14 protein-coding genes are annotated in these 17377 nt (G+C 62.4%); 3 read left to right on the top strand and 11 right to left on the bottom strand.

What is annotated here, in order from left to right; genetic code table 11:
• Positions 1 to 127: 127 nt before the first annotated feature.
• The 9 genes from alaC to DBO86_RS00950 all read right to left on the bottom strand — a co-directional run bounded on the left by alaC (position 128) and on the right by DBO86_RS00950 (position 11929).
• Complete coding sequence (gene alaC / locus DBO86_RS00990; protein ID WP_074856024.1) at positions 128 to 1357, bottom strand: alanine transaminase; 1230 nt, start codon at positions 1355 to 1357, stop codon at positions 128 to 130.
• A 129-nt stretch (positions 1358 to 1486) separates the two neighbouring features.
• The gene (locus tag DBO86_RS00985) at positions 1487 to 2065 is read right to left on the bottom strand and encodes an ANTAR domain-containing response regulator (protein ID WP_104730198.1); all 579 of its coding nucleotides are present in this window, start codon (positions 2063 to 2065) and stop codon (positions 1487 to 1489) included.
• A gap of 18 nt (positions 2066 to 2083) precedes the next feature.
• Positions 2084 to 3295 (bottom strand): CmpA/NrtA family ABC transporter substrate-binding protein, encoded by a 1212-nt coding sequence (locus DBO86_RS00980; protein ID WP_108232748.1) that lies wholly within the window; start codon positions 3293 to 3295, stop codon positions 2084 to 2086.
• A gap of 401 nt (positions 3296 to 3696) precedes the next feature.
• Positions 3697 to 4491: an enoyl-ACP reductase FabI gene (gene fabI, locus DBO86_RS00975; protein ID WP_108232747.1), complete on the bottom strand. Its 795-nt coding sequence runs from the start codon at positions 4489 to 4491 to the stop codon at positions 3697 to 3699.
• 28 nt (positions 4492 to 4519) lie between these two features.
• A complete protein-coding gene (locus DBO86_RS00970) occupies positions 4520 to 6133 on the bottom strand; it encodes an ABC transporter ATP-binding protein (protein ID WP_108232746.1) in 1614 nt (537 codons plus the stop codon).
• Between the two features lies 1 nt (position 6134).
• On the bottom strand, positions 6135 to 7154 hold the full coding sequence (locus DBO86_RS00965) for an ABC transporter permease (protein WP_108232745.1): 1020 nt from the start codon (positions 7152 to 7154) through the stop codon (positions 6135 to 6137).
• Between the two features lie 2 nt (positions 7155 to 7156).
• Positions 7157 to 8242: a microcin C ABC transporter permease YejB gene (locus DBO86_RS00960; protein ID WP_108232744.1), complete on the bottom strand. Its 1086-nt coding sequence runs from the start codon at positions 8240 to 8242 to the stop codon at positions 7157 to 7159.
• Position 8243: 1 nt separating this feature from the next.
• The gene (locus DBO86_RS00955; protein WP_108232743.1) at positions 8244 to 10103 is read right to left on the bottom strand and encodes an extracellular solute-binding protein; all 1860 of its coding nucleotides are present in this window, start codon (positions 10101 to 10103) and stop codon (positions 8244 to 8246) included.
• A complete protein-coding gene (locus DBO86_RS00950) occupies positions 10100 to 11929 on the bottom strand; it encodes an extracellular solute-binding protein (protein WP_084340772.1) in 1830 nt (609 codons plus the stop codon). The genes DBO86_RS00955 and DBO86_RS00950 overlap by 4 nt, the downstream gene beginning before the upstream one ends.
• Before the next feature lie 147 nt (positions 11930 to 12076).
• Here DBO86_RS00950 and DBO86_RS00945 point away from each other — a divergent pair, with 147 nt between their 5' ends.
• Positions 12077 to 13519, top strand: a complete 1443-nt coding sequence (locus tag DBO86_RS00945) for an HDOD domain-containing protein (protein ID WP_108232742.1) — start codon at positions 12077 to 12079, stop codon at positions 13517 to 13519.
• Here the strand turns inward: DBO86_RS00945 and DBO86_RS00940 are convergent, their stop codons facing one another.
• Complete coding sequence (locus DBO86_RS00940) at positions 13520 to 15094, bottom strand: lytic transglycosylase domain-containing protein (protein ID WP_104730204.1); 1575 nt, start codon at positions 15092 to 15094, stop codon at positions 13520 to 13522.
• Positions 15095 to 15215: 121 nt separating this feature from the next.
• Entirely contained in the window at positions 15216 to 15989 is a 774-nt protein-coding gene (gene gloB / locus DBO86_RS00935) for a hydroxyacylglutathione hydrolase (protein ID WP_003461422.1), read from the bottom strand.
• 72 nt (positions 15990 to 16061) lie between these two features.
• Here gloB and DBO86_RS00930 point away from each other — a divergent pair, with 72 nt between their 5' ends.
• Both DBO86_RS00930 and rnhA read left to right on the top strand, forming a co-directional pair.
• The gene (locus DBO86_RS00930) at positions 16062 to 16820 is read left to right on the top strand and encodes a class I SAM-dependent methyltransferase (RefSeq protein WP_108232741.1); all 759 of its coding nucleotides are present in this window, start codon (positions 16062 to 16064) and stop codon (positions 16818 to 16820) included.
• A 41-nt stretch (positions 16821 to 16861) separates the two neighbouring features.
• Positions 16862 to 17314, top strand: coding sequence for a ribonuclease HI (rnhA, locus tag DBO86_RS00925; RefSeq protein ID WP_003461424.1), 453 nt, complete (start codon positions 16862 to 16864; stop codon positions 17312 to 17314).
• Positions 17315 to 17377: the final 63 nt, after the last annotated feature.

Raw genomic sequence — 17377 nt, 5'->3', positions numbered from 1 at the left:
CGGGCGCTCACTCTGTCGGGCAATTGCTCGAAACTATCGCTTGGCGTGCGTAACGTCCTGAATTGTCGCAGAACTTGTCGGTTTCCATGCCCACGTAGAAAGGGCGCCTCACGGCGCCCTTCAATGCTTACTCGGTCTCTGCCTTGGCCGGCTTGCCTGGCAGCAACCCGTCGGCGCGGAACATCGCCTTGATGCCGCGCAGCGCCTGACGGCTGCGGTCCTGGTTCTCGATCAGGGCGAAGCGCACATGGTCGTCGCCATAGTCGCCAAAACCCAATCCAGGCGAGACGCAGACCTTGGCTTCGGCCAGCAGTTTCTTGGCGAACTCCAGCGAGCCCAGGTGCGCGTAGGCGTCGGGAATCTTGGCCCAGATGTACATGGAAGCCTTGGGCTTTTCCACCATCCAGCCGATCTCGTGCAGGCCCTTGACCAGCAGGTTACGCCGCTGACGATACTGTTCGGCGATATCGCGAACGCACTGCTGGTCGCCTTCCAGTGCAGCGATGGCCGCCACCTGTAGCGGGGTGAAGGTGCCATAGTCGTGGTAGCTCTTGATCCGCGCCAGGGCGCTGACCAGCTCCGGGTTGCCGACCATGAAACCGATGCGCCAGCCGGCCATGTTGTAGCTCTTGGACAGGGTGAAGAACTCCACCGCGATGTCCTTGGCGCCGGGTACCTGCATGATCGAAGGCGCCTTCCAACCGTCATAAACGATGTCGGCGTAGGCCAGGTCGTGAATCACCAGTACGTCGTACTGCTTGGCCAGGGTTACCACGCGCTCGAAGAAGTCCAGCTCCACGCACTGTGCGGTGGGGTTGGAGGGGAAGCCGAGAATCATCATCTTCGGCTTGGGAATCGATTCGCGAATGGCGCGTTCCAGCTCGGCGAAGAAATCCACGCCCGGCACCAGCGGCACGGAACGCACCTGGGCGCCAGCGATCACCGCGCCGTAGATATGGATCGGGTAACTGGGGTTGGGTACCAGCACCGTGTCGCCATGGTCCAGGGTGGCGAGCATCAGGTGCGCCAGGCCTTCCTTGGAGCCGATGGTGACGATGGCTTCGCTTTCCGGGTCGATCTCCACCTCGTAGCGATCCTTGTACCAGCGCGAGATGGCGCGGCGCAGGCGCGGAATACCGCGGGAAGTGGAGTAACCGTGGGTATCTTCACGCTGGGCGACCTGCACCAGCTTCTCGACGATGTGCGGCGGAGTCGCACCGTCGGGGTTGCCCATGGAGAAGTCGATGATGTCCTCGCCGCGACGGCGTGCAGCCATCTTCAGTTCGGCGGTGATGTTGAAGACGTAGGGGGGCAGACGATCGATGCGCGCAAAGCGGCGCTTGGCGTTATCAGCCATGATTTCCTCGAAGTACGTAAGCGCCCGGAACCGTCCGAGCGACGTTGGCCACTGCTGCAGCCTGCGGCGAAGATACGCGCGCCGCCGTCTCGCTGTCCAGCACAGCCAGCGAGCGGCGTAGCGCAACAGTCAACCGCCGAGCATGTCGTGCATGGCGATGATCTGTTCGGCCACCTGAATCAGCTTCTGCTGGCGACTCATGGCCTGCCGGCGCATCAGCGTATAGGCCTCTTCCTCGTTGCAGCTCTTCATCTTCATCAGCAGGCCCTTGGCCTGTTCGACGCGCTTGCGCTCGGCCAGTTGGGCATCGCGTGCCTGGAGCTGGGCACGCAATGCCTGATCGCTCTCGAAGCGGGCCATGGCGACGTCGAGGATGGGTTGCAGGCGCTGGGCATGGATGCCTTCGACAATGTAGGCGCTGACGCCACTCTGGATCGCCTGGCGCATCACGCTGGGGTTGTGTTCGTCGGTGAACATGACGATTGGACGCGGTTGGTCACGGCTGACCAGTACCACCTGTTCCATCACGTCGCGGCCAGGGGACTCGGTGTCGATCAGGATAACGTCGGGGCGCACGGCCTCGACCCGCTCCGGCAGGTCGATGGTCAGCCCGGATTCGTCGATGACCTCGAATCCGGCCTCGATCAGCGCGCTCTTGAGGCGGCCGACCTTCTTCGGGGTGTCGTTGATCAGAAGGATACGCAGCATCGATGGTTCTCCCGGCGGTTACAGGGCGACAGCCGGGCTGTCGGCCAGGGCATGGAGGCGGAAGCTGCGCGCGTACGCGGCAGGGGCGCTGCCGTCCCAGCTGGTGCCGTCCTGCAGGATGGAGCTGCGCATCTCGCCCGGCACGGCAATTCCCAACGCCGTAGCGGCTTCGCGGTACAGGGCCAGTTGCTGCACCTGGCGGGCCACGCCCAGGTAGTCGGGGTCTTTGCGTAGCAGGCCCCAACGGCGGAATTGGGTCATGAACCACATGGCATCGGACAGGTAGGGCTGGTTGACCAGCCCGCCGGCATGAAAGCGCAGCGGATGCTCGTCCTGCCAGGCATGGCCGAGGCCGTCCTGATACTGGCCGAGAAAACGCGGGGTGATCGCCGAGACCGGCGCGTTGACGTATTCGCTACCGCTGAGCAGCAGGGCGGTGCTGCGTTTGTTTTCTTCGCTCTCATCGATGAAGCGTGCAGCGTCGAGCACCGCCATGATCAGGGCTCGGGCGGTATTGGGGTTCTGCTCGGCGAAGGCGCGGGTACAGCCCAGCACCTTTTCCGGGTGATCCGGCCAGATCGCCTGAATGGTGGTGACGGTACAGCCGAGTTGTTCATCGACGGCCTTGGCGGTCCAGGGTTCGCCGACGCAGAAGCCGTCGATGCGCTTGGCCTCCAGGTGTTCGATCATCTGCGGCGGTGGCACCACCACGCTGTCCACGTCGCGCAGCGGATGGATGCCCTGGCTGGCCAGCCAGTAGTAAAGCCACATGGCATGGGTGCCGGTGGGGAAGGTCTGAGCGAAGGTCAGTCGCGCTTTGTTTTGGTGCACATGCTGGTGCAGTGCTTCACCGCTGGTCACGCCGGCGCTTTGCAGCGTGTGCGACAGGTTGATGCTCTGGCCGTTCTGGTTCAGCCCCATGAGCACCGCCATGTCGGTGGCCGCGGCGCCACCGAGGCCGAGCTGCACGCCGTAGATCAAACCGTACAGGCTGTGGGCGGCGTCCAGCTCGCCGCTGAGCAGGCGGTCGCGCAGGCCGGCCCAGGAGGCCTGGCGCTGCAGTTTGAGGCTCAGCCCATATTTTTCGGCAAAGCCCTGGGTGGCCGCGACTATCACCGAGGCGGAATCGCTCAGGGCCATGAAACCGATGTTCAGCACGCTCTTTTCCGGTGCATCGCTGCCGCCGACCCAGGCCAGGGTGTCGCCGCGAGGGATATGCTGTTCGCTCATGTCACTTCCTTCATCCACGCATTAGGTTCCGAGCCGCCGGCTGAGGTTTGCAGGGCTGTGCGGGTGGCCCACAAAAAAGGCGTCGTACCGATCACCGCCGTAAAGGGCCGAGTTCGGATACGACGCCGTTGTCGTTCGGGCCTTGTCCGTCGTCGGAGAGGCTCACTGCACGTAGAGAAAGCAAGGCATATGCCAGTGCGCAGAGTATGCACTGTTGGATGAGGCGTTCAGCGTCCCGAGTAGTGGTGGCGTTTCGGTTCGGGTAGCTGAATGCTGACAAAAGCCAGCAACGACAACGCCGCACTTGCTGAGCAATATGCGGCGTGTGGGTTCAGGCACGGCTGGGTCGTGCATGAGGTGCGGCAGAGCCGGGCATCGCTCTGCGATGTCCGGCGACCTTCTCAGTCTTCCATGGCGCCCATGGCGGTGGTGTTGAAGCCGCCGTCGACGTACATGATCTCGCCGCTGATGCCCGAAGCCAGGTCGGAGCAGAGGAAGGCGCCGGCATTGCCGACTTCCTCGATGGTCACGTTACGGCGCAGCGGAGTCTGCTTCTCGTTGGCGGCCAGCATCTTGCGGAAGCTGGCGATGCCGCTGGCAGCCAGGGTGCGAATCGGGCCGGCAGAGATGGCGTTGACGCGAGTGCCTTCCGGGCCGAGGCTGCCGGCCAGGTAGCGTACGCCGGCTTCCAGACTGGCCTTGGCCATGCCCATGACGTTGTAGTTGGGCATGGTGCGCTCGGCGCCCAGGTAGGAGAGGGTGAGCAGGCTGCCGTTGCGGCCTTTCATCATCTCGCGACCGGCCTTGGCCAGAGCAATGAAACTGTAGGCGCTGATGTCGTGGGCGATCTTGAAGCCTTCACGGGTGGTGACGTCGGTGAAGTCGCCATTGAGCTGGTCGCCCGGGGCGAAGCCGACCGAGTGGACGATGCAGTCTAGGCCGTCCCACTTCTTGCTCAGTGCTTCGAACACCGCGGCGATTTCCTCGTCGCTGGCTACATCGCAAGGGAAGCACAGGTCGGCGCTGGAGCCCCAGCCGGCAGCGAAGTCTTCCACGCGGCCCTTGAGCTTCTCGTTCTGGTAGGTGAAGGCCAGCTCGGCACCTTCGCGGTGCATGGCGGCGGCGATACCCGAGGCGATGGACAGTTTGCTGGCAACGCCAACGATGAGTACGCGCTTACCGGTTAGAAAACCCATTGTGCTATTCCTCTTCCTGTTTCAAGGATCAGTGAGCCGTTGCCGGGGCCAGAAAAGCGGCTTCCAGCAACTGCTGCGTATAAGGGTGTTGCGGTGCACTGAAGATCGACTCGGCAGACCCCTGTTCGACCACCTGGCCCTGCTTGACCACCATCAACTGGTGGCTCAGCGCTCTGACTACCGCCAGGTCATGGCTGATAAACAGATAGGTCAGGTTGTACTTGGCCTGCAAGCCGCGCAACAACTCCACCACCTGACGCTGCACCGTACGGTCGAGCGCCGAAGTGGGCTCGTCCAGCAGGATCAGCGCCGGTTTCAACACCAGTGCCCGGGCAATGGCAATCCGCTGCCGTTGCCCGCCAGAAAACTCGTGGGGGTAGCGATGCCGCGTCTGCGGGTCCAGCCCTACCTCCAAAAGCGCGTCGATGATCGCCTGTTCCTGCTCCGCCTCGTTGCCCATGCCATGAATGCGCAGACCTTCACCGACGATCTGGCTCACCGACATGCGTGGGCTCAGGCTGCCGAAGGGGTCCTGAAACACCACCTGCATCTGCCGCCGCAGCGGGCGTACTTCCTGCTGGCTGAGGCCCTGCAACTGCTGGCCCTGAAAACGGATATCACCGCGACTGGCGAGCAGCCGCAGAATGGCCATGCCCAGCGTGGACTTGCCGGAACCACTTTCGCCGACGATGCCCAGGGTCTGGCCCTGGGGCAGGCTGAAGTTGATGCCGTCCACCGCTTTGACATGATCCACCGTCCGGCGCAGCAGGCCCTTTTTGATCGGGAACCACACGCGCAGGTCGTCCACTTCCAGCAACGGCTGGCCCGCAGGATTGGCCGCAGGGTCGCCGCTGGGCTCGGCGCCGAGCAGTTCCTGGGTATAGGGATGCTGCGGAGCCTGGAACAATTCTTCACACGACGCCTGTTCGACGATGCGACCGCGCTGCATGACACATACGCGGTGGGCAATTCTGCGAACCAGGTTGAGGTCGTGGCTGATCAGCAGCAGCGACATGCCCAGGCGCGCCTGCAAATCCTTGAGCAATTCGAGGATTTTCAGCTGTACGGTGACGTCCAGGGCGGTGGTCGGCTCGTCGGCGATCAGCAGCTGTGGTTCATTGGCCAGGGCCATGGCGATCATCACGCGCTGCCGTTGGCCGCCGGAGAGTTCGTGCGGATAGGCCTTGAGGCGCTTCTTCGGTTCGGGAATACCGACCAGCTCCAGCAGCTCGAGGGTGCGTGCGCTGGCGGCCTTGCCACGCAGCCCCTTGTGCAGAGCGAGCACTTCGTTGATCTGCTTTTCGATGCAGTGCAGCGGGTTGAGCGAGGTCATGGGCTCCTGGAATACCATGGCGATGCGGTTGCCGCGAATGCCGCGCAGGCGGCCTTCGCTGAGCTTGAGCAGGTCTTCGCCGGCGTACTCGATGCTGCCGTGCGGGTGGCGCGCGAGCGGGTAGGGCAAGAGGCGCAGGATCGAGTGCGCCGTGACCGACTTGCCCGAGCCGCTCTCGCCAACCAGGGCCAGGGTCTCGCCCTTGTGAATGTCGAAGCTGACGCCTTCGACCACGCGCTGGCATTGCTCGCCCATGACGAACTCTACGGCCAGGTCGCGCACTTGCAACAGGGTTTCGTTCTGGCTCATGTCATTTCCTCGGGTCGAAGGCATCGCGGGCGGCTTCGCCGATGAATACCAGCAGGCTCAGCATGATCGCCAATACGGCGAAGGCGCTGATGCCCAGCCAGGGCGCCTGCAGGTTGCTCTTGCCCTGGGCGACCAGTTCACCGAGCGAGGGTGCGCCGGGTGGCAGGCCGAAGCCGAGGAAGTCCAGGGCGGTCAGGGTGCCGATGGCGCCGGTGAGGATGAAGGGCATGAAGGTCATGGTCGAAACCATGGCGTTGGGCAGAATATGGCGGAACATGATGGCGCCGTTGCCCATGCCCAGCGCCCGCGCGGCGCGCACGTATTCCAGGTTGCGCCCGCGGAGGAACTCGGCGCGCACCACGTCGACCAGGCTCATCCAGGAGAACAGCAGCATGATGCCCAGCAGCCACCAGAAGTTCGGCTGCACGAAGCTGGCCAGGATGATCAGCAGGTAGAGCACCGGCAGGCCCGACCAGATTTCCAGGAAGCGCTGGCCAAGCAGGTCGACCCAGCCGCCGTAGAAGCCTTGCAATGCGCCGGCGATTACGCCGATCACCGAGCTGGCCAGGGTCAGGGTCAGGGCGAACAGCACCGAGATGCGAAAGCCGTAGATCACCCGTGCCAGCACGTCACGGCCCTGATCGTCGGTGCCCAGCCAGTTCTGCGCCGAGGGAGGCGCGGGGGCAGGCACTTCCAGGTCGTAGTTGATGCTCGAATAGCTGAACGGGATCGGCGGCCAGATCATCTTGCCGTCCTTTTCCGCGATCAGGTCCTGAATGTAGGGGCTCTTGTAGTTGGCCTGCAGCGGGAATTCGCCGCCGAACACGGTTTCCGGGTAGCGCTTGAGCACCGGGAAGTACCACTGCCCGTCGTAGCGCACAGCCAGCGGCTTGTCGTTGGCGATCAGTTCGGCGCCGAGGCTCAGGCCGAACAGGATGAGAAACAGCCACAGCGACCACCAGCCGCGCTTGTGCGCCTTGAAACGGTCGAGGCGGCGTCGATTGAGAGGGGAGAGTTTCATGCTCAACCCTCCCGGCTTTCGAAGTCGATGCGCGGATCGACCAGGGTGTAGGTGATGTCACCGATCAATTTCACGATCAGCCCCAGCAAGGTGAAGATGAACAGGGTGCCGAACACCACCGGATAGTCGCGGTTGATCGCCGCCTCGAAGCTCATCAGGCCGAGGCCGTCGAGCGAGAAGATCACCTCGATCAGCAGGGAGCCGGTGAAGAAGATGCCGATGAAGGCGGCGGGGAAGCCCGCGATGATCAGCAGCATGGCGTTACGGAATACGTGGCCGTAGAGCACGCGATGGTTGGTCAGGCCCTTGGCGCGGGCGGTCACCACATACTGTTTGTTGATCTCGTCGAGAAAACTGTTCTTGGTCAGCAGGGTCAGGGTGGCGAAGTTACCGATGACCAGGGCGGTAACCGGCAGCACCAGGTGCCAGAGGTAGTCGAGAATCTTGCCGCCGAGGCTGAGCTGCTCGAAGTCGTTCGAGGTCAGCCCGCGTAGCGGGAACCAGTCCCAGTAGCTGCCACCAGCGAACAGCACGATCAGCAGGATGGCGAAGAGGAACGCCGGGATGGCGTAGCCGACGATGATCGCCGAACTGGTCCAGACGTCGAAGGCGCTGCCGTGGCGGGTGGCCTTGGCGATCCCTAGCGGGATGGACACCAGATACATGATCAGGGTGCTCCACAGACCGAGCGAGATCGACACCGGCATCTTCTCGATGATCAGGTCGATGACCTGGGCGTCGCGGAAGAAGCTGGAGCCGAAGTCCAGCTGAGCGTAGTTCTTGATCATGATCCAGAAACGCTCGGGCGCCGACTTGTCGAAGCCGTACATCTTCTCGATCTCGGCGATCAGTTGTGGGTCGAGGCCCTGGGCGCCGCGATAGCTGGAGCCGGCCACCGACACTTCGGCGCCGCCGCCACCGATGCGCCCCGTGGCGCCGCCGGCAGCCGCATCGAAACCCTCCAGCTTGGCGATCATCTGCTCGACCGGGCCGCCGGGCGCGGCCTGGATGATGATGAAGTTGATGACCAGAATGCCGAACAGGGTCGGGATGATCAGCAGCAGGCGACGAAAGATATAGGCCAGCATGTTATTGCTTCGCCTCTTCGGTCGCTTGTTCGGCGGCTTGCTGCTGAGCTTCGCTCGGCTGCTCCAGGCCTGGGCGCATCCACCAGGTGTGCAGGCCGATATCGTAGAGTGGCGTCACCTTTGGGTGCTCGAAACGGTTCCAGTAGGCGACACGCCAGGTCTTGATGTGCCAATTGGGGATCACGTAATGGCCCCACAGCAGCACGCGATCGAGGGCACGGGTATGGGCGATCAGGTTCTGCCGCGAGTCGGCGTTGATCAGACCTTCGACGATCTGATCGATGGCCGGGTCCTTGAGGCCGATGAAATTGCGGCTACCGGGATTGTCGGCGCTGGAGGAGTGCCAGTATTCGCGTTGCTCGTTGCCCGGCGAGTTGGACTGGCCGAAGCCGCCGACGATCATGTCGAAGTCACGCGAGCGCAGGCGGTTGATGTACTGCGAAACGTCGACGCGGCGAATCACCAGATCCATGCCAAGGTCAGCCAGATTGCGCTTGAATGGCAGCAGCACACGCTCGAATTCGGTTTGTGCGAGAAGGAACTCGAAGCTGACCGGCTGACCGTTGGCATCGAGCATGCGATCACCTTCGATGCGCCAGCCGGCCTGTTGCAGCAGTTGGTAGGCGCGGCGCTGTTGCTCGCGAATGATGCCGCTGCCGTCGGTGACCGGTACACGGAATTCCTCGCTGAACACCTCGGCCGGAATCTTGCCGCGCAGCGGTTCTAGAATCGCCAGCTCGTCTTCACCGGGTAGCCCCTGCGAGCCCAGTTCGGAATTGTCGAAATAGCTGCGGGTGCGGGAATAGGCGCCGTAGAACAGGCGTTTGTTGGCCCATTCGAAGTCGTACAGCAGGCCCAGCGCCTCACGTACGCGGCGATCCTGGAACTGCGGACGGCGGGTGTTGAAGATGAAACCCTGCATGCCGGTGGGGTTGCGGTTCTGGATTTCTTCCTTGATCAGCTGGCCGTTGGCTACCGCCGGGGTGTTGTAGGCCGTGGCCCAGTTCTTCGCGCTGGTTTCCAGCCAGTAGTCGAACTGGCCGGCCTTCAGCGCCTCCAGGGCCACGGTGTTGTCGCGGTAATAATCGATCTGGATGCTGTCGAAGTTGTAGAAGCCGCGGCTCACGGGCAGATCCTTGGCCCACCAGTCGTCGACACGCTCATAGCGGATGCTGCGGCCGGCCTGGACTCGGCCGACCTTGTACGGGCCGCTGCCCAGCGGTACCTCGAGATTGCCCTTGGCGAAGTCGCGCTCGGCCCACCAGTGCTTGGGTAGCACCGGCAACTGGCCGACGATCAGCGGCAGTTCGCGGTTGCCGGCGTGCTTGAACACGAAGCGCACGCTGTGCGGCGATTCCACTTCCACCTGCTCGACGTCGGCGTAGTAGCCGCGGTACATCGGCGCGCCTTTTTCCATCAGCGTATCGAAGGTGAACTTGACGTCTTCGGCGGTGATCGGCGTGCCGTCATGAAAGCGGGCTTCCTTGCGTAACAGGAAACGCACCCAGGCATTGTCGGGGGCTTTCTCGATCTTCTCGGCGACCAGGCCATAAGCGGTGAACGGCTCGTCCAGGCTCTGCACGGTCAAGGTGGCGTAGATCAGGCCGATGTTGTCGGCGGCGACGCCCTTGCTGATAAAGGGGTTCAGGCTATCGAAACTACCGAAACCTGCTTCACGAAAGGTGCCGCCCTTGGGGGCGTCGGGATTGGTGTATTCGAAGTGAGTGAAGTCGGCGGGGTACTTGGGCGCCTCGTCATACAGGGTGACGGCATGCTTGGGTGCGGCGAAGGCGAGGCCGGCCAGACCGAGCAGGATGAGGCTGCTACCGTGGAGCAGGAAACTGCGCAGCGGGTGGGTCATCGAGCGTTCTCCGTAGGCTTCAGCCACCAGGTGCGCAGGCCCAGTGTGTAGGGCGGCGTGGTGACGAAGGCGAACCGATTGCGGTACGCCAGGCGGTGATAATTGATGTACCAGTTGGGAATGCTGTAGTGCTGCCAGAGCAGGACTCGGTCCAAGGCCCGCGTGGCGGCTACCTGTTCGTCTCGAGTCTGCGCCGAGAGCAGCTTGTCGATCATTTCGTCGACCACCGGATCGTTGACGCCTGCATAGTTCTTGCCGCCCTTGATGTTCACCTGGCTGGAATGGAAGTACAGCGATTGTTCCAGCCCCGGGCTGAGGGTTTGCGGCAGGGTCAGCAGGATCATGTCGTAGTCGAACTGGTCAAGGCGTTGCTTGTACTGGGCGCGATCGACAGTGCGCAGGTTGGCGCGTATGCCGATACTGGCGAGGTTGGCAGTATAGGGCTGGAGAATGCGTTCGAGGCTGGGGTTGACCAGCATGATCTCGAACTCGAGGCGTTGACCGCGAGCATTACGCAGCTCCTGGCCGGAGGGTTTCCAGCCGGCATCGGCCAATAGACCGAGGGCGCGGCGCAAGGTTTCCCGAGGGATGCCGCGACCGTCAGTTACCGGTTGTGTCGGTGGCTCGGTGAGCAGGCGTGCGGGTAGCTTGTCGCGATGCGGCGAGAGCAACAGCCACTCCGCGCCTTCGGGCTTGCCAGTGGCCGAGAATTCGCTGTTGGGGTAGTAGCTGGCGGCGCGCACGTAGGCGTTGTTGAACAGCGTGCGATTGGTCCACTCGAAATCGAACATCAGCCCCAGCGCCTCACGCACCCGGCGGTCGCTGAACAGATCGCGGCGCGTGTTCATGAACAGCGCCTGGGTCTGGGTCGGAATCTGGTGCGGTATCTCGGCACGAATCACCTCGCCGCGGGTAACGGCCGGAAAGCGGTAGCCGTTGCTCCAGTTCTTTGCCTGGTTCTCTATATAGAAGTCGAATTCGCCGGCCTTGAAGGCTTCGAAGGCGACATGGTTGTCGCGGTAGAACTCCACCTCGACGCGGTCGAAGTTGTATTTGCCGCGATTGACCGGCAGATCCTTGCCCCACCAGTCCTTCACCCGCTCGAATACCAGGCGCCGGCCAGGTACCACCTGGACGATGCGGTAGGGACCGCTGCCCAGCGGCGCCTCGAAGGTGGTGCTCTTGAAGTCGCGATCTTTCCAGTAGTGCTGCGGCAGGACCGGCAGTTCACCCAGGCGCAGGATCAACAGTGGGTTACCGGTGCGCTTGAAGACGAAACGGATGCGGTGGCGGCCGAGAATATCGACGCGTTTCACTTCCTGCAGGTTGGTGCGGTACTGCGGGTGGCCGTCATTGCGCAGCAGGCGATAGGAGAAGGCCACGTCGTAGGCCGTGATCGGCTTGCCATCGTGAAAACGCGCTTCCGGTCGCAGGTTGAAGACCACCCAACTGCGGTCCTCGCTGTACTCGACGCTTCTGGCGATCAGGCCATAGCTGGAGGCAGGCTCATCCCCCGAGGGGTCGTAAGCGCCAGTGCCGACCATCAAGGGTTCGTTCAGCTCATTGGCGCCGTACTGCAGGAAATGTGCGGTCGAGATCGGGCTGCTGCCCTTGAACGTGTAGGGGTTGAGCGTATCGAAAGTACCCGACGCCATGATGCGCAACGTGCCGCCTTTGGGCGCATCGGGGTTGACCCAGTCAAAATGACTGAAGCTGGCAGGATACTTGAGTGTCCCGAACTGGGCGTAGCCGTGGCTCTCGCTGATAGTCGCAGAGGCGGGAAAGCTCAAGGCCAGGCTGAGGAACAGCAGGAGGAGGGGACGCATCGGGGGTGAGATCCGATCCATGGCGGCGTTTGGGCTTCTGGGTCGGTACAGTAACAGCTTGTATGGGCAGGAAAAAGAGTGCAGCGGTGGGCGCTCGCTTACGACGCTACGGCATACACTTCAGGGACACACCATGAGGGTACGAATTTGTCGGAACGAAGCCATGGTTTGCAGTCATGGATCGATCGCCTGAACCAAGCCGAACTGCCCGCGCTGGCTGCAGTGGTGCAGGATCTGCAGCGCCTTGCGCAGCAGGATTCTGCTTCAGTACAGCAGTTGGCCGATGTGTTGCTGCGTGATGCGGCGCTGACCAGCAAGGTGCTGCGGGTCGGCAACAGCGTCTACTACAACCCGTCCCAGGAAACCATAAAGACCATTTCGCGGGCCATCGTACTGATCGGCTTCGACAATGTACGCCTGATCAGTCTTTCGGTGAGCCTGATAGACGGGCTGCTTACCCGCGCGCCGCGTGAGCAGTTGCAGATGTTACTCGCGCGTTCTTTCCATGCCGCGGTGCAGGCGCGCAACCTGGCTGGCTATGTCATTTCCAGGCACAGCGAAGAAGTGTTCATCGCTGCGCTGCTCCATCATCTGGGCGAGCTGGCGTTCTGGGGCTGTGGTGGGGCGCAGGCTGACGAACTGGCCGATGCCCTTGAGCGCCCCGGTGTCGATGTCGATGAGGCAGTGCGTGAGATGCTCGGTGCCAGCTTTCGTCAACTTACCCAGGCGTTGCTGAAAAGCTGGAACCTCGGCGAAACCGCCATCCTCGCCCAGGCGGGCGCCAGCCAGCATGATCCGGCCGCCTACGCCGTACAGTTGGGCGTGCGCATCAGCGAGGCGGCGCTGGATGGCTGGGATTGTGCAGAAATGGAGGGCGTGCTGGGCAAGGTGGCAGCGTTTATCGAGCTGACACCGGAGGAAACCCTGCAGCAGGTGCTGGCCAGTGCTGATGAGGCGGTCAAGGTTGCCTCGACCTTCGGTGCCAGCAAGTTGTGCCGGCTGATTCCCAATACCGATCTCGAGCAGATTCGCCAGCAGCAGGAGGCGCGTCGTGCGTGTTTGCTGCAGCCGGATCTGTTGGTGATGCAGCAGGCATTGCAGGATCTTGGCCTGATGGTCAATGCCAGGGCCGATGTCGGGCTGGTGCTCGACACCTTGCTCAAAGGCCTGCATCGGGGCGTTGGCCTGGAGCGGGTGATGCTCGCGGTGCTGGCCGATGGGCAAAGCCGCTTCCGCGCCAAACGGGTGATCGGTGAAAAGTCTCAGCAATGGCTGGAGGACTTCGTGCTGCCTGCCGAGCAGGTGGAGCAGCCGCATATCTTCAGTTATGCGCTGCGCCATCGCGAGGCGATCTGGATGGGCGTGCCCGCCAGCTACAACCTGGCCGAGCTGGTGACCCAGCCGATTCGGCGCAGTCTTGGCGCCGGCATGTTCTTCATTGCACCGATCATCGCGGGTACCCGGGAAATCGGCGTGCTGTATGCCGACAGCAGGCTGTCCGGGCGGGCGCTGCGACACGAGCAATTCGTGGCGTTTCAGCGTTTCACGCAACTGGCGAGGCGTTGCCTGGAGGCGATCAGCAAGCGCTGATCACGGCAGATAGAGGGTCAGCTTTTCCCCTGGTTGCAGCTTGCTGCTGCGTGGATTCCAGGCCTGCAGGCGCTTGAGGTCTATATTGAAGCGCTTGGCGATCACATACAGTGAGTCGCCATGCTTTACGCGGTAGTAGGTAGCCTTGTCTCGTGAGGTGGCGGTGCTGCGATTGGCGCTGGCGGCGCGCGCGCCGCTGTCGGCGGCTGCCAGTGTGAGCACCTGGCCGACTTTCAACGCATTGCCTTGCAGCTTGTTCCAGCGCTTCAGGTCGTGCACCGCGACCTGGTTGGCGCGAGCGATCTGCCACAGGTTGTCGCCGTTCTTTACCTGATAGATCCGCGTGCTCGCGCTCTGCGCGACGCTGCGCTGCTGATACAGCGGTTCGCTCGGTTGAGCACCGGGCTTGGCGGGAATGGTCAGCACCTGGCCAATGCTCAGGTTGTTGCCACTCAGACGATTGACGTCCTTGAGCATGTTGACCGACAGGTGGTGACGGTTGGCGATGGCGTGCAGGCTGTCGCCGGAGCGTACGGTATAGCTTTGCCAGTCGACCATTTCCTGCGGTTTCATCAGGGCCAGGTTGGCGCTGAGCATTTCTGCCTTATCGGTCGGCACCAGCAGGTGTTGCGGGCCGTCGAGGGTAATCCCGCGCTTGTAGGCGGGGTTGAGCTGCAGCAGCTCCTGTTCATCCAGGTCGGCCAGTTTGGCGACGCGCGACAGATCCATGTGCTGCTTGATTGCGATCTGTTCGAAGTAGGGTTCGTTGGCGATTGGCGAAAGGCTCACGCTGTAGGCTTCGGGCGTCAGGATCACCTGTGACAGCGCCAGTAGCTTGGGCACGTAGTCCTCGGTTTCCTTGGGCAGCGACAGGTTCCAGTAGTCGCTGGGCAGGCCGAGCTTTTCGTTGCGCTCGATGGCGCGACTGATGCGGCCTTCGCCAGCATTGTAGGCGGCCAGGGCGAGCAGCCAGTCGCCGTTGAACATTTCATGCAGGCGGCTGAGATAGTTGAGCGCTGCCTCGGTCGATGCAGTGACGTCGCGGCGGCCGTCGTACCAGTTGGTCTGGCGCAGGTTGTAATGGCGGCCGGTCGAGGGAATGAACTGCCAGAGGCCGACCGCATGTGCCGAGGAGTAGGCCAGTGGATCGTAAGCACTTTCGATCACCGGCAGCAGCGCCAGCTCCATCGGCATGTCGCGCTCGGCAAGGCGCTCGACAATGTAGTGGATATAAGGCGCGCTGCGTTCGCTGACGGTATTGACGTGTTTTGGATTGCTGGCGTACCACAGGCGCACGCGTTCGATGCGCGGGTTGATGCCGATTTCATCCTGCAGCTTGAAGCCGTCGCGTACGCGTTCCCAGATATCGGCGTATTCACGCGGCTTGACCTGATTGTTGAGCCACTCCGGCTCGCGCTCCAGGCCCACGGCTCGAGAGGTATCAGCCGAACGGTCCGGAGTATCGCTGGGCAGGCTCTGACAGCCGGCCAGGATCATGCTGCACATCACCGCGAGCGCTCGGGAGTTTCGCGCTAACGCCTTTATATTCAATGGTTTGCGTGATGATAAAGGCATTGGGTGAGGTGTATGTCCCGGCGAAAAGGTCGGGCGATTCTAGGAATCGGGCCGGGGGTGGTCAAGTTTTCACCAGTCTTAATCTGGTCTTTTGCGGGCCTGTCGACCTTTTTCTCAGCGACTAAAACCTGTCTTTCCAGGCACGCAGACTAGCGAATACGGCGCTTGGCTCGCTTGACTGCCGGTCGTCGCGTCCGTTGGTCGCAGCGACGACCGCAGGCTCGCCAACACGCAGGAAAGGATTGGTAGCCAGTTCCAATTCGATGTTCGACGGCAGGCTGATGCGGCCCTCATCGCGCCAGCGGGCCACTTCGGCCAGGCGCGCACTGACGTCCGGATTGTGCGGCTCGACGGCGTGGGCGAAGCGCAGGTTGCTCAGGGTGTATTCGTGGGTGCAGTAGACCCGTGTTGCACCGGGGAGCGCTGCCAGGCGGCTCAGCGACTGGTGCATCTGTTGCGGCGTACCTTCGAAGAGGCGGCCACAGCCACCTGCGAACAGGGTGTCGCCACAGAACAACAGGTTCTGTTCGGCGTGGTAGTAGGCGATATGACCGAGGGTATGTCCAGGTACGGCCATGACCTCGAAGCGCAGGTCGAGTACGTCGATTGCGTCGTTATCCTTGAGGTCGATGTCACGGGCTGGAATCTTTTCCGCCGCCGGGCCGGCGACACGGGCGCCGGTAGCCGTCTTCAGTTGCTCGACACCGCCAACGTGATCGAAGTGATGGTGAGTGATCAGGATATCGCTGAGTGTCCAGTCAGGATGGGCCTCGAGCCAGGCCATGACCGGCGCAGCATCACCGGGGTCGACCACGGCGCAACGCTTGCTGCGGGCCTCCTGCAGCAGCCAGATATAATTGTCATTGAAGGCGGGTAGTGCGTCGATCTGGATCATTGCGGGTCGCTAAGCTGGTGATAAAGGTGCATCTTAGACAGGACATGCAGAACCTGTCATGCGGAGGCAGCGATGACTGATCAGGCATTCGCCCAGGCCGACCCTGAGTGGCTCAAACTCATCGGTGAGGCGCGCGACTGGCTTGCCGGGCCGCTCGGCCAGCTGTTGCTGGAGCAGGAGCGGTGCTTGCTGGAGGAAGAGTTGGCACGTTTCTTCGGCGGTTATCTGGTGAGCTACGGCCCCGGCGCCGAGGGGCCGCCCAAGGCCGGGCAGATTCAGCACAACGTGCGCCTTGGTGCGCCGATGCCTGGCGTGCAGATCGTCTGTGAGGAGCAATCCTGGCCCTTGGGTGAGCACGCCGCTGATGTGGTGGTGCTGCAGCATGGCCTGGATTTCAGCCTGTCGCCTCACGGCCTGCTACGTGAGGCGGCACGCAGTGTCAGGCCTGGCGGGCATCTGTTGATTCTGGGTATTCACCCCTGGAGCGCCTGGGGCGTGCGGCGCCTGTTTGCCCAGGATGGTTTGGCCAAGGCGCGTTGCATCGCCCCGAGCCGCGTCGGTGACTGGCTGAGCCTGCTGGGTTTTGCGTTGGAGAAACGCCGCTTCGGGTGCTATCGTCCGCCGCTCGCTTCGCTGGCCTGGCAAATGCGCCTGCGGCGAATGGAAAGCTGGGGCGATGCCTGGCAGTTGCCGGGCGCCGGTTTCTACCTGTTGGTGGCGCGCAAACTGGTGGTCGGCTTGCGCCCCTTGCGGCAATCGCGCCGTGAGTCAATGGGCAAGTTGCTGCCGATGCCGGTGGCCAAGATCAGTCGGCGAGACGTCGACAACTAAAGGCCATGCCCGGGCCCGTCAAATCTGTACAGAGCTTATGAATGTCCGAAACCGATGAAGTGGTGATTTACACCGATGGCGCCTGCAAGGGCAATCCTGGTCCCGGAGGTTGGGGTGCGCTGCTGGTCTATAAAGGCGCAGAAAAGGAATTGTGGGGCGGTGACCCGAATACCACCAACAATCGCATGGAGCTGATGGCGGCGATCGCCGGCCTGATCGCATTGACCCGGCCCTGTTCGGTCAAGCTGGTGACCGACTCGCAGTACGTGATGAAGGGTATTCAGGAATGGCTGCCGAACTGGAAGAAGCGCGGCTGGAAGACGGCTTCGAAAGAGCCGGTGAAAAATGCCGACCTCTGGCAGAAGCTGGACGAGGAGGTGAATCGTCATCAGGTGAGCTGGCAGTGGGTGCGTGGCCATACCGGCCACCCCGGCAACGAACGAGCGGACCAGTTGGCCAATCGTGGGGTCGACGAGGTGCGTTCGGCGCGTTAGCAGGCTGTTGAAAAACTACCTGCGTTGCCATTGCTGCGTTAAAAACAGGCTCAAAATGCTCAT

Source organism: Ectopseudomonas oleovorans (genome assembly GCF_003052605.1).
In the GTDB taxonomy this organism is placed as follows: domain Bacteria; phylum Pseudomonadota; class Gammaproteobacteria; order Pseudomonadales; family Pseudomonadaceae; genus Aquipseudomonas; species Aquipseudomonas oleovorans_A.
This window is presented reverse-complemented; position numbering and strand designations above follow the sequence as displayed.